The organism is Pontibacter oryzae, from assembly GCF_003576375.1.
GTDB lineage: Bacteria > Bacteroidota > Bacteroidia > Cytophagales > Hymenobacteraceae > Pontibacter > Pontibacter oryzae.
Map to the genome: position 1 here is coordinate 1 of NZ_QWGE01000002.1, position 13,406 is coordinate 13,406.

Sequence of the window (13,406 nt, forward strand, 5' to 3'; positions counted from 1 at the left end):
TCTTGCGTTATAGCAACAACACCACACCGGGACAGCGCAGGCGCTAGCAGTACTCTCTGGATTCTGGCTCGGACTACATAACTCGATTACTCTTGGATTTATACTCTGGTGTGTGCCGGAGGAGTAATCTGCTCCTTGATTGCTGATAGGTCTAATACAAGCTAGGCATTCAGGCCGAACACCAAATCATACTTTGCTTACATAGTACTCATTTGTAAATTTTTAGCCATAAGTGCTAAATATATTGCAATAACCATCAAGGGCCGGTTGCTCAATGCAGCCGGCCCTACTTTTTACTTTAAAAATGTAGCCTTTTCTAGTACCCCAAGTTCAGCAAGCAGTTCATAGGAATGGAGCCTTGCTGATTGCTCGTAGATACCAGTGGATATCATTAGCTCGTCAACCTGCGTCTCATCCAGGAAGGCCTGCATCTCTTCTTGTACAGTGGCTTTAGACCCAATAAAGGAATAGCGTAGCATTTGCTGCACGGCATACTTTTCAGAGGTATCCCAAAGGTCATCCATACTTTCGACAGGAGGGAGCATGGGGTTGGCAGTGCCCCGAATTACATTTAGAAAGGAAGTATACAAGGAGGTTGCCAGCTTGTTAGCCTCGTTATCGGAATCTGCAGCAACCACATTGACACAAGCCATAGCGTATGGCTGCTCAAGAGTTTCTGAAGGCCTGAAATTCTCACGGTATACTTTAAGCGCGGCATGTAAACTTGCGGGTGCGAAGTGGCTTGCAAAAGCGTAGGGCAGCCCTAAGTGTGCGGCTAAGTGAGCTCCATATGTGCTAGAACCAAGGAGCCAAATTGGTACGTTAGTTCCTTCGCCGGGCACCGCCCTTACGCGCGCTGCCGGATCAACTGGCCCGAGGTACTTAAGGAGTTCAGTTACATGTTGCGGAAAATCCTCTACGTTTCCCCTCAAGTCACGGCGTAAAGCTATCGCAGTTTGCTGGTCTGATCCTGGCGCTCTTCCTAATCCTAAATCAATTCTACCAGGGTATAATGATTCTAGCGTACCGAATTGTTCTGCAACAATTAGCGGTGCGTGGTTTGGCAACATGATGCCCCCCGAACCAACTCTGATCTTGAAGGTGCCGTTTGCTATATATCCTATCAAAACTGATGTTGCTGAGCTGGCAATTCCGGCCATATTATGATGCTCAGCCATCCAATAACGTGTAAAACCAAGTTTTTCAACATGCCTGGCTAAGTTAAGGCTATTTTTAAAAGAGTCCGAGGCTGATTTATTTTGTAAGATAGGAACAAGGTCAAGTACGGAAAGCGGTGTGTCTTCAAGCTTTTTACTTTGGCTATTCATGCTTTTAACTAATATATATTATACGTAATGGTCTAAACAAGTATAATAGTATAATGTTTATTAGGTAATTTATAAAGTAAAAATATATCAGTTCTGTATATAATAGCCAAATTAGATTTGGGTGAGAGTATACATTGAATGCTCAGAAATAAGAAGGCAGCCAATTAATCTTCAGACACGTAGGACCTGTAGGCACCAATTTTATATCAATTTATCTATGACACTTTATTCTAGCAACGAGAAAGATTTACTAATTGATGCTGCCCGAAGGGGAGATGTGAGTTATATCAAGCAAAAAATTGAAGATGGGATTGACTTGAATGCTACTGATGCCAGAGGCTACACAGCACTGATAATTGCTAGTTATGATGGTAACCTGGAGGTCACCCGTCTTCTTCTTAATGCAGGAGCAGAAGCAAATGCGCGCGATGCTAGTGGTAACACAGCCCTAATGGGGGTAAGTTTTAAGGGATATCATGAAGTTGCACGGCTGTTGATCGAAAAGGGGGCTGATATTAATGCGGTAAACGGCAACGGAGGAACGGCTTTGATGTTTGCTACTCTTTTCGGAAGAAACGAACTAGCTAAAGTATTGCTGGAATGTGGCGCAGATACTTCACTTAGAGATGTTCAGGGCCTCTCAGCGCTCGACCTTGCACATCAGCAGGGTAACGAAGAAGCTATTGTACTACTCACGCAGGAAAAAACAGAATAAGAGGCTTAAGTGTGATTCAGTTGATTACTATTTAAGTTTATAATTTCTCTGATCTTCCTAGTGTACTTTAAATCAGATTATATGCATTCTAAAACCGAAGCCATACTTTATACTTTACAAAATACTACTACAGAAATGCCCTGGAAGCACTTACTAGCAACAGTTATAGAAACTTTCAACTGTTCTACAGGCACATTACATACGTTGGATAATAAAAGTGATCACCTGGTAATAAAGGCGCAACAAGGCATTCCTGATTTTTTATTGCCTAAAATGGCGTCAATTCCTATAGGCAAAGGTATGGCCGGAATAGCTGCCGCGCGCAGGCAACCCGTCGAAATGTGTAACCTGCAAACCGATGAGTCGGGTGTGGCGCGGCCTGCTGCCAAAGAAACAAAGGTAGAAGGCTCCATTGCCGTACCCATGTTACTCAACGGGAAACTATATGGTACACTTGGAATCGCTAAACCTATACCCTATGATTTTACCGAAACGGAGAAAAATGATTTGATGAGAATAGGGGAGGAGATAAGCCGCTGCATTTATAAGCAAACAGCAGAGACAATATAACCTGACTTTAAAAAGAGCATAAGTAAAAAAGAGCAGCTCGTAAAATTGGGCTGCTCCTTTTTTATAGCATAAACTTGTCTACACCTTATGGGCGATGCTGGGGATTCTGGTCAGAATCTTCCAGGTCTTTTTTAACCTCATTGGTTGCATCCTTAAATTCACGGATCCCGCGGCCCATGCCTCTTGCCAATTCAGGGATTTTTTTAGCACCGAAGAGCAATAGCAGGGCTACAATGATTAAAAATATTTCCATCCCGCCTAAGCCCATAAACAATAATATCGTGTTACTTTCCATAATTTTAAGTTAGTAAAAAATAATAGCTTTAAAAACCTTACGTTTACTGAACCGCTCCAGAATTTTAAAACCAGTGAATATGACCAGCGGAAAAGCAGCACTAAGATTTAATCATAGTACCCTAGTTAAAGGCAGGAACAACTTTGATCAGGACCGAAAATTATACTTTTCAGTGAACTATACTTTAAAGTCTACGATGCTTACCCGGAAAAGGTGCAAATGCGTACTGCTAGCATAAGCGTTGTAGAAGCAAATAGGTAGAGTATGATGCAGGAGCAGGCTTGCTTGGTGTAGCTAGCCATATTCAAGCAGACTAAATAAAAATCCAGAGCGACTTATATTTTATGAAACCTATATAGGTTTATACTACTATATGTGTAGATGAGCAGGTTAAACCGATATCAACTGGCGTTTTTTAAGTGGCGTAAGCGGCAGCGTAATAATCGCATCATGCCATTCATGCTTAGCGTAATAGTTGGCTTAGTAGTGGGCCTCTCGGCCATCCTGATCAAAACCATCATCTTCTACATTGAGGGGTATGCAGTATACTTCGCGCCCAAGCTTTTGTACTTCTTGCTGCCTCTGATCGGGTTTCTAATTGTTACCTCTTTAAACCAGAGCGTATTTCGGAATATAGCGTACTTCAGCGGTGCTCGAAACGTTATAGAAGCCATCGAAAAAAATGCGTCGGTCATACGGTTCAGGCTCATTTATTCTAAATTTATAACTACCGGGTTAACAATTGGTTTTGGGGGCAGCTCCGGCGTGGAGGCCGCCATTATAACGAGTGGGGCGGCAGTAGGCTCTAACGTGGGGCGGTTTCTAGGATTAGGCTACCGGCTACGGACCCTGCTGGTGGGCTGCGGAGTAGCCGCAGGTATCTCGGCTGTCTATAACGCGCCGATGGGAGGGTTCATCTTTGCCTTGGAAACTATCCTGCCGGAGTTTACACCCACATTGCTTATTCCGCTGCTGGTGGCAGCAGCCGCCGGTAAGATCCTGTTCGAGTTTATTATGGGGCAGCACCTGCGTTTCGAGGTGCCCTTAACGGATTTTGCCTACGAGGAAATTCCGTTAGTCATACTTTTAGGTGTATTGGGCATGCTTATGTCTGCTTACCTGCTCCGTACTTATAGCTATTGCGCAAAGTATTTTTCCAGAATAAAAAACCCATATGTGCGTGCGCTGGCCGGCGGGCTTGCCTTAGGTAGTATAATTTTCCTGCTGCCGCCCATGTATGGCGAAGGTTATGTAAGTATAGACGCCCTGCTGAACTCAGAAGAGCACTCGCTTTTGGTTAACTCGCCGCTTGCCGCTTTGCCAAATACAGTTTGGTTCAACCTCCTTTTCTTCTTTCTGATAACCATGGTTAAACCTGTGAGTACGGGTATATGCGTAAACTCAGGCGGAGAGGGCGGATATTTTGCGCCATCCCTGATTACCGGCGGGTTTCTGGGCTTTCTATACTATAAGGTTGTCATCCTGATATTTCCTTTTTACGAGCTCAACCAGGCTACCTTTATGTTTTTGGGCATGGCGAGCGTATTTGCATGCGTCATGAATGCGCCGGTCACTGCTATATTCTTGGTGGCCGAAATAACACAGAGTTACCAGCTTTTCGTGCCGCTGATGCTTGTATGTGCCGTTTCATACTTCTTAAAGTACTACATCGAGAACCTGCGGCGTAGTGTGGAGCAACCAAAAGGGCAAGGCAAGGCATTTCGGGTGGACAGGATACTGCTGAACCAGCTTAACATTAGCCAGTTAATTGAAGAGGAGCATACGCCAGTGCGTGAAAATACAAGCTTTCGGGGAGTGTTGGAGAGCTTCTCTAATTCTAACAAAGATGTGTTGCAGGTTCTGGATGATCAGAATAATCTGCTGGGTGTAATTACCCTTAACGATATCCGGGGCATGCTGGGCGATATCTCAAACTACGATACAATCTATGGGAAAGACCTGATGCACCCACCCACAACCACTGTGGATATTGACGAGTCGGCGGCTGAAGTACTAGACAAGTTCGATAAGTATAAAGTATGGTCTTTGCCAGTGGTGCGTAAAGGCAAGTTTAAAGGCTTCATCTCCAAAAGTCGGCTTCTCACACAATACCGCAACGAACTTACACGGGTTAACAGGTTTTTCTAAGTATAAACCTTAAACAATTGCCAGCTTTGTGTTTTTAGTTAAAAGTGCTGAATTTCAGTGCAATAAAGTTGCTTGTGACGTATACTATAGTAGAAACTTGCAAAGGCTTGCATCCAAAATGCGTTATATCAAAACCTAGTTTGTAGCAATGGGCGGCGCGTTACAAATCAGGTTTACTTCCATCTCAACTTGGTTGACCCACCGCAACAAAGCAAGCAGGAATAGAGCCGCTCTAACCATTAAACCTACTAGCTATGGCACGTGCAGAAGAAACGAGGAAGGGTTTAAGAAAGGTGGCAAAGCACCCAACCATGGTACCTCCTAACCTTGAGAAATGGGCAAAGACCTCGGTAACCCCAAGCGGGTGCATGCGTGGCAACGACCGGCCCGCGAACAACGGTAGTGCATCGGCAGGCATTTACCCTAAACACCTGGAGCCAGTTGTGCCGGATCCACTGTCGTACAAGGATTTCATAAGTATGAATTATGGCTACAAACCCGATGGTATGTAATCCTTTTTTAACTGTTTCCCGGAAATACATGAATAGAACAGTCTAAAATTAATTTTATACACGGAGAGCGCTGGCAAAGAACTGGCGCTCTTTGTGTTTGCGTCATTACAGCAATGCGTTTATCCAGTTTTGTTAAACTATACTTTTAAATTCCAGTTGTGCAGCCTAAGAAACTGTTGAAGGATTGCACTCATTAAAGCAATCACGATACTGATAAATAATATATACTTTTTGCCAGCCTGCGCGTAAACACCAGCAGTTTTTCAGCCATCATGATACCTGGGGTTGCTAAACAGTTGGTTTAATGATAGGCATGGGGCTTAATGGCAGTAAAAATTAACGGAAGATCACTTCGTAAATCCTTAAAAGAGTACGCCCGCGGAATTGCAGGAGGATTACTTTTTAGTTTCCCACTGCTTTATACTATGGAAGTATGGTGGGCAGGTTTTGTTGCAGAACCCCAGGATTTACTCGTGTTAGTTATCGTGACGTATCTGCTGCTGTTAGGCTATAATAAGTTCGCTGGCATGCACCCGGATGCCTCCTGGCCCAGCGTTTTCATTGATTCCATTGAGGAAATGGGGATCGGCCTACTGATCTCCTTTGTAGTGCTCCTGATGCTCAATAGAATTCAGCTGTCGGGGATGATGATAGATGAACTTATGGGAAAATTGATCATTGAAGCAATGGCTGTATCTATTGGAGTTTCGATTGGTACGGCGCAATTGGGAGCCGAAGCCTATGAGGAGAAAAAAGAGCGCGACAACGAACGGCCAAGTCTTCGTGATTCAAAAAGGGCGCTCTTTGTGCTGGGGTTGTGCGGTGCCATTGTGATAGGGGGTAACGCCGCGCCCACCGAAGAAATAGTTATGATTGCACTGGAGGCTAGCCCGGATCATGTGTTTGCAATGGCACTCGGTTCGTTGTTACTAAGTATAATCGTAGTTTACTTCAGCGATTTTAGAGGTACTTCCGGGTTAAGTTCAAAGAATTTAGTTTACAACATGACGTTCGATACCTGCCTGAGCTACCTTACGGCGCTTGGGGCTTCGGCATTCATACTCTGGTTTTTCGGTAGGTTTGATGGGGTTAGCTTTTGGGTTGGGTTTAGCCAGGTTATCGTGTTGGGCGTGCTGGCCTCATTGGGTGCTTCCGCCGGACGCCTTCTAATAAAATAATTACGCATGAATCAGAAAAAACAAAGTGAAGAGCAACCCTTTACTACTGAGAAAAACTGGCTGGAGTGGTCGGTATTTGTTATAAGTCTGCTACTCGTGCTTGGCATTATCGGTTACCTAGGCTACAAAAGCTACATCCAAGAACCTTCTACTCCAGAGCTATTCGTGGAAACCTGGCTAGAGCCTGCTAAGCATGCCCCAAACCGATACCATGTGGTGTTACACAACAAAGGGGGTGCCACAGCTGAAGAGGTTACAATTGAGTTTACGTTGGTAAAACAAGGAGCAGAACCGGAAAAGGCCGAACTCCAATTGCCCTTTGCACCCCAGCAATCAAAGCGCGAAGGTTGGGTTGGGTTTTCAGGGCCAGCAGCGCCCACAGATTCGTTGCAGGCCAGGGTCGTAAGTTATAAAAAGCCCTGACCTTAATACGTAAGCAGTACCTCTACTTACCTGCTGTATACGCCCATTAATTCGCCACTGGCTAGTACATGGTTCCTCATTGCTTCTAAAAGCTCATCTTTCGTGCTGCCTTCTGGCAGATTTAACGTGCAATTGAGGGCATACATTCTAAAAAAGTATCGATGCGTTCCTAAGGGTGGGCAGGGGCCGCCATAATTTGTTTGGTTAAAGTCGTTGCGGCCTAGTATGCCTGGTGCTGCGCCTTCGGGTATACCATTGAGTGGTGGGATATCCCACATTAGCCAATGAGTCCAGGTGCCAGCAGGCGCATCGGGGTCATCTGCTATAAGTGCCAGGCTAAGTACACCTTCCGGTAATGCACCGATTTCCAGCGCAGGACTTATGTTTTCGCCATCGCAGGTATGCTTTGTAGGGATGTTTTCTCCCTCCTTAAAAGACGGGCTACTGATTTCAATCCGGTTAAGTATAAGTGTTTCCATAGGTACATTCTGTTTCTGTTCACTAGCAACGCAAACTAAAGGCTTCATAAAATAGCGCAAGGCCATACATAGGATATACGTTAAAAATCATATAACCAGCACGTTAGTATAAGTTGTTTTTTTATAGCCTGTGATGCAGCTTACTGACATTATCTCAGTAATTACGTAAAATATTATTAAGGAAATATTTAATTATTTTTGTATATTGAATCATGGAAACTTTAATAATAGGGTTGGTCATTGCAATTTATGGCATAGCTTACCTGGCGTACTACCTGTATGGTAGGGAAAAACCTTCCAAAAAATTCTACGACCAATTTTGGTAAAAATTAGTGCACACTGTTAATGCTATAAGCTGATTACAGGCGCTTTTTGCCATACAATACCCTCGTGTTGCAAAATGAGATACTATAAATCGCCTAGGCCATTTGTGTGTAATAGATAGCACGGACTTTTTATGTTTTTAAAGTATCTTAATCCTAAGACTTACATAATTTAGCTCCGAAAGTAAGGCCCGCGCAACCGTATTAGAGGAGGAATCTGGAGTTCAATAGGGAAGTTATATGTGGCAGCCGTTGCCCTCGTCTATTGGTTTACGGCTGAAATAATCTACAACAGCAAATCCAATTAATAAAGTATTGTAATTATTTATAAAGATGTGGCTTAATCATACAATGATTAACTCTACCTTGCCACCAGCGTAGGAACCTCGGCAAACATACTCTGTATCATATCCACCAAAGCAGTCGGGTATACACCCACCCACACCAGCAGCAGCGTTAGAACGGCCAATGTGCCCACGCTGGCGATGTAGATGGAAGGCCGCAGCCTGATGGCTGGTTCTTTCTCGGTATCGGGTTGCTGAAACATGACCGCGATGACCTTGATGTAATAGTATAAACCGATCACGCTGTTGAGCACAAGCATGGCTACCAGTAGCCATTTTTGCGTATTCACGCCTGCTGCCAGCACATAGAATTTACCCACAAAACCGGCGGTAAGCGGTATGCCAGCCAGCGAGAGTAGCATGGCGGTAAAGGCCGTGGCCGTCCAGGGGCGGCGCCAGAGCAGGCCTCGGAAATCGTCCATTTGCTCGGCATCGCGGCTGTTATCCGAGAGCATGGCAATCACGCCGAAAGCCCCAACTGTTGTGATGAAGTATGCGACGAGGTAAAAGGTAATAGCCTCCACACCCATCTGGCTACCTGCCAGAAAAGCCACCAATAAGTAGCCTAAGTGCGAGATGGATGAGTACGCCAGGATGCGCTTTACGTTTTGCTGCATCAGGGCAAGCAGGTTGCCGGCAAACATGGAGGCAACGGCCACGATGGTAAAGATCAGCAGCAGGGTAGGGTAGCGGAAACCATCCACCTCCATAAAAAAGCGAATCAGCAGGCCCAGCACACCGCCCTTGGAAACCGTAGCAACAAAAGCCGTAACCGGGGCAGGCGCGCCTTCATACACATCGGGCGTCCACATATGGAATGGCACCACGCTGAGTTTAAACCCGATGCCGATGATCATCATCCCAAAGCCGGTAAGCAGCAGCATGGGCAACTCTCGGTACCCCGACATAGCCGCCGCAATTCCCTCAAACGTCATGATGCCGGTGCTGAAGTAAACCAGCGCCATCCCGAAAAGCAGAAAAGCCGACGAAAAAGCCGCCAGAATCAAGTATTTAATACCCGCCTCATCGGAGCGTTCCCGTACCCGCAAGTATGAAATAAGCGCATACAAAGCCACACTGAGTACCTCCAGGCCCAGAAACAGCGAGGCGAAATGCTTGCTGATCACTAAGACGCATGCGCCCAAAGTAGCTAGAATCAGCAGGATATAATACTCTTCTTTCTGCTCCTTTTGCTGCTCGAAATAGGCATATGACAGCATGCTGATGAGCAGCGCAGTTGCCAGCATTAGGCCTATGTAAAACACGGCAAAGCCATCAATGACCAGCAGCGGCTCGATGGTATATTCCGTAACCGCGCGCAACTCAAAAAGTGAAAGAAAGGCAGCCACAAACGAAATGGCCGTGATGACATAAATGATTTTATGGTTGCGCCAAGCCGCGATCACTAGCATGATCAGCAGGGCCGCAAACGTGAGTATGAGCAGTGGCATCAGGTGTAAAAAATCGTTTTGGCTCATGGTTTTATTAATTTGGAGCTTTGAATATGTTCATCATTTTTGCTGGCACGAGCTTGCAGCTCGTGCCAGCAAAAATGCTAATTAATTTGCGTAGAGTTTGGGCCTGTGGCCCAGTTGGATTACAAATCCGACCTTATAGTTAGACACGGGTTGCAAACCCGCGCCAGCAAAATACTTTTACTCACTCATTTTCTCAATTCCTAACTCCACTTCCGGCACCTCTGCCACAACCACTTTCTTCTCTTCTACCTCAGGTTCCTGATAGGCTTCGAGCTGCTGGTTTATACTTGGCCGAGCGGTGTCGAGTATGGGTTGTGGGTAGAGGCCGAGCCAAAGTATGAGCACCACCATCGGAAGAGTGATGAGCAGTTCACGCGCGTTCAGGTCCGGGAGCGGGCGATCGGTGGGGGCGGGCTCGTAAAACACTTTCTGCATGATGCGCAGCGAGTATACAGTGGCCAGCACCAGCCCGATGGTGGCGAAAACCGTGAGCCAGTTATTAGCCTGCCAGGAGCCGACCAGTGTAAGAAACTCCGCGATAAAGTTGCCCAGTCCCGGCAGTCCCAGCGAGGCCATCACGAAAATAAGCGCAATCACGCCCATCTTCGGGGCTTTGGACCAGAAACCACCCATTTGCTGTATGTCGCGGGTATGGAGGCGCTCGTACAAAAAGCCAGCGATGACGAACAGCGCGCCGGTGCTCAGTCCGTGCGCGATCATCTGCATCACCACACCCTGCAGCGCCCACTCGTTAAAGGCAAACACTCCCAGAATCACAAAGCCCATGTGGCTCACGCTGGTATAAGCCACCAGCCGTTTCAGGTCGGTTTGCGAGAAGGCAAGTATGGCCCCGTAGATTATCCCTACCACACCGAGCAGCATGGCCCAGGGCGCGAACTCCAGGGCGGCACCCGGGAACAGCGGCAGCACAAAGCGCAGCAGGCCATAGGCCCCCGTTTTGAGTAGCAGCCCGGCAAGTATGATACTGCCCGCCGTGGGTGCTTCGGAGTGCGCATCGGGTAGCCAGGAATGGAATGGCACCACCGGCAACTTCACCAGGAAGGCGGCCAGAAAACCGAACATCAGCAGGCGCGCAGCCAGCGGGTCGAGGGTGGTTTCGAGCAGCTCAAAGTAATTGAACGTATAAATGCCCGTCTGGCTACCGTGGATGAAGTATAAACCAAGTATGGCTAGCAGCATCAGCAGCCCCGACGCCTGCGTGAACAGGAAAAACTTGTAGGCGGCGTAATTGCGGTTGGCATGGCCCCAAACCCCGATTAGAAAGTACATCGGGATCAGCATCACCTCCCAGAAAAAGTAAAACAGGAACAGATCCATGGTCAGGAAAACCCCGGTGATGCCAGCCAGCACCCAGAGCAGGTTAAAGTAAAAGAAACCGGATTTAGTACTGATCTCGCGCCAGGAAATAAGCACGGCCAGCGCACCCAAGAAGAAAGTAAGCAGCAGCATGAGCAGACTCAGGCCATCGAGGGCAAGTATAAAATTGACGCCCCACTGCGGAACCCAGGGAATTTCGAGGCGAACGAGCCAGGGCGACGAACCGGTAACAGCCGTTGGCGTGCCGAGCCAAAGGTAGCAGGCAAGTATAAGATCGGTGAGGATGGCGAACAGCGCAATCCAGCGGGGCAGCACCGGGTGCCACCTTTTAGCGAGCCAGGCCAACACGCCGCCAGCCATCAAAAGCACGATCATCCAGAGCAGTATCATAGGAATAGACTTATGGTTAGAATCATGATGGCGCCGACTACAATGCCCATCACATAACTTCGCAACACCCCGTTCTGGCTCTGCGACAGCATCACATGGAAACCCTCGGCCGTGCGGGCGAGCCCGGTATAAAAGCTGTCGATAATGTCGCGCTTATTAAGGTTGGCGAGGAACACGTAAGGCCGCACAAACAGGTTATCGTACAGCGCATCGAAGCCCCAGCCGGCAAACCAGAACTGCTGCAGACGCACAGCCAAGCCATTGTGCATGAGGCGGTGCAGCAGGTAAGGACTTTTGATGTAGAACAGGTAAGCCACAAACACACCTCCCAGCGATACAACCGCCGCCAGCAGCTGGAAAAGCCATTCGTTTGCCGCCAGGCTGGCGCTGGCCTCGATGGCAGGCAGCACCGGTTGCAGCAGCTCAGAGAACAACACCAAATGCCCGAAATTGTGGGGCAACTCGATAAACCCACCCACCAGCGAAAGTATGGCCAGCAAAATTAAAGGTATGGTGATAAGCTTGCCCGGCGGATGCGATACATGGGTTTTGGCCGGCCCATAAAACGTGAGAAACACCATCCGGAAGGTATAAATGGAGGTAACAAAAGCTCCGGCAAGGCCGGCAGCGTACAGCCATACATTGCCATTCTCGCCGGCCAGCGCATACCATAGAATCTGGTCTTTGCTGTAGAAACCGGCGGTAATCAAGGGCAGCGCAGCCAGGGAGCCAGCCCCGATCAGGAAGGTCCAGAACACGACGGGCATACTTTTGCGCAGGCCACCCATGTGCCGCATGTCCTGCTCGTGGTGCAGCGCCAGTATAATGGCCCCGGCACACAGGAAAAGCAGCGCCTTAAAGAAAGCGTGAATCATGAAATGGAAAATGCCCGCCGACCAGGCACCCACGCCCAACGCAAGAAACATATAGCCGATCTGGCTGATGGTGGAATAGGCGAGCACGCGCTTCAGGTCATACTGCGTGAGGGCCGAGAAGCCGGCAATGAGCAGCGTGGCCGCACCCACAACTGCCACCAGCAGCTGCGCCAACGGAGCCAGCTCAAACACCACGTTCATCCGCGCTATGAGGTATACCCCGGCAGTTACCATGGTAGCCGCATGGATCAGTGCCGAGACAGGCGTAGGGCCGGCCATGGCATCGGGCAGCCAGGTTTGCAGCGGCAACTGCCCCGATTTACCCACCGCGCCGCCTAAAAGCAGCAGGGCTACCAGCAAAGCACCTTCGGCACCCACCGGCCATACTTGCGGGGCATCAGAAAGTATGGTTTGGATGTTGAGCGTGCCGAAAAGCTGGAAGAGCAGGAACAGGCCAATGGCCATAGCCGTGTCGCCGATGCGTGTGATGATAAAGGCCTTGCGGGCGGCATAGCCGTTGGCGGGCTCCTTGTACCAAAACCCGATGAGCAGGTAGCTGCACAGGCCCACGCCTTCCCAGCCCAGGTATAAAAGCAGCAGGTTATCGGCCAGCACCAGTACCAGCATCGAGCCCACAAACAAATTCATGCAGGCAAAGAAGCGCGCGAAATCAGCCTCGTCGGCCATGTAGGCCGTGGCGTAGAGGTGAATCAGAAATCCCACAAAGGTTATCACGAAGATGAAAACCATGGAAAGCGCATCGACGTGAAAGGCAACGGAAGGCGTGAAGCCCGCCACACTGAACCACTGCCATACTTCCTGCTGGTAATAAAGCGGCCGCTCAGCCAGAAACTCAAACCCTAAAAGTATCGTCACCAGGGCCGATACGCCCACGCTGCCAACCCCGATAAGAGACAGCAAAGACTTAGGCAAGCGCCCTCCAAAAAGCACTAAAAGTATGGCTCCTAAAAATGGCAAAGCCGGAATTAACCAGAGTAGATTTTCCATAG

General features: G+C 48.1%; 12 protein-coding genes. 6 read left to right on the forward strand and 6 right to left on the reverse strand.

All coding sequences use genetic code 11. The features are described 5' to 3' along the window. Positions 1–293 precede the first annotated feature (293 nt). Entirely contained in the window at positions 294–1,328 is a 1,035-nt protein-coding gene (locus tag D1627_RS04880) for an LLM class flavin-dependent oxidoreductase (protein ID WP_119431133.1), read from the reverse strand. Between the two features lie 217 nt (positions 1,329–1,545). On the opposite strand from D1627_RS04880, the gene D1627_RS04885 reads away from it, so the two are divergent. Continuing rightward, positions 1,546–2,043 (forward strand): ankyrin repeat domain-containing protein, encoded by a 498-nt coding sequence (locus D1627_RS04885; protein ID WP_119431134.1) that lies wholly within the window; start codon positions 1,546–1,548, stop codon positions 2,041–2,043. Positions 2,044–2,124: 81 nt separating this feature from the next. Next, entirely contained in the window at positions 2,125–2,613 is a 489-nt protein-coding gene (locus D1627_RS04890) for a GAF domain-containing protein (RefSeq protein WP_199688384.1), read from the forward strand. Between the two features lie 85 nt (positions 2,614–2,698). Here the strand turns inward: D1627_RS04890 and D1627_RS04895 are convergent, their stop codons facing one another. Beyond that, entirely contained in the window at positions 2,699–2,908 is a 210-nt protein-coding gene (locus tag D1627_RS04895; protein WP_119431135.1) for a Sec-independent protein translocase subunit TatA/TatB, read from the reverse strand. A 459-nt stretch (positions 2,909–3,367) separates the two neighbouring features. Here D1627_RS04895 and D1627_RS04900 point away from each other — a divergent pair, with 459 nt between their 5' ends. The 4 genes from D1627_RS04900 (at position 3,368) to D1627_RS04915 (ending at position 7,169) form a co-directional block, all read left to right on the forward strand. Then, the gene (locus D1627_RS04900) at positions 3,368–5,056 is read left to right on the forward strand and encodes a chloride channel protein (RefSeq protein ID WP_158607144.1); all 1,689 of its coding nucleotides are present in this window, start codon (positions 3,368–3,370) and stop codon (positions 5,054–5,056) included. 254 nt (positions 5,057–5,310) lie between these two features. Further along, positions 5,311–5,568, forward strand: coding sequence for a hypothetical protein (locus D1627_RS04905; RefSeq protein ID WP_119431137.1), 258 nt, complete (start codon positions 5,311–5,313; stop codon positions 5,566–5,568). A 323-nt stretch (positions 5,569–5,891) separates the two neighbouring features. After that, positions 5,892–6,746, forward strand: a complete 855-nt coding sequence (locus D1627_RS04910) for a TIGR02587 family membrane protein (RefSeq protein WP_119431138.1) — start codon at positions 5,892–5,894, stop codon at positions 6,744–6,746. A 6-nt stretch (positions 6,747–6,752) separates the two neighbouring features. Continuing rightward, complete coding sequence (locus D1627_RS04915; RefSeq protein ID WP_119431139.1) at positions 6,753–7,169, forward strand: hypothetical protein; 417 nt, start codon at positions 6,753–6,755, stop codon at positions 7,167–7,169. 26 nt (positions 7,170–7,195) lie between these two features. Here D1627_RS04915 and D1627_RS04920 read toward each other — a convergent pair whose 3' ends face one another. From D1627_RS04920 to nuoL, 4 genes are all read right to left on the reverse strand, one after another. Then, positions 7,196–7,648 carry a YbhB/YbcL family Raf kinase inhibitor-like protein gene (locus tag D1627_RS04920; protein WP_199688385.1) on the reverse strand — a complete coding sequence of 151 codons (453 nt, stop codon included), beginning with the start codon at positions 7,646–7,648 and terminating at the stop codon, positions 7,196–7,198. 684 nt (positions 7,649–8,332) lie between these two features. After that, complete coding sequence (locus D1627_RS04925) at positions 8,333–9,793, reverse strand: NADH-quinone oxidoreductase subunit N (RefSeq protein ID WP_119431140.1); 1,461 nt, start codon at positions 9,791–9,793, stop codon at positions 8,333–8,335. 177 nt (positions 9,794–9,970) lie between these two features. Then, positions 9,971–11,521: an NADH-quinone oxidoreductase subunit M gene (nuoM, locus tag D1627_RS04930; protein WP_119431141.1), complete on the reverse strand. Its 1,551-nt coding sequence runs from the start codon at positions 11,519–11,521 to the stop codon at positions 9,971–9,973. After that, a complete protein-coding gene (gene nuoL, locus D1627_RS04935; RefSeq protein WP_119431142.1) occupies positions 11,518–13,404 on the reverse strand; it encodes an NADH-quinone oxidoreductase subunit L in 1,887 nt (628 codons plus the stop codon). Before nuoL ends, nuoM begins: the two co-directional genes overlap by 4 nt. Positions 13,405–13,406: the final 2 nt, after the last annotated feature.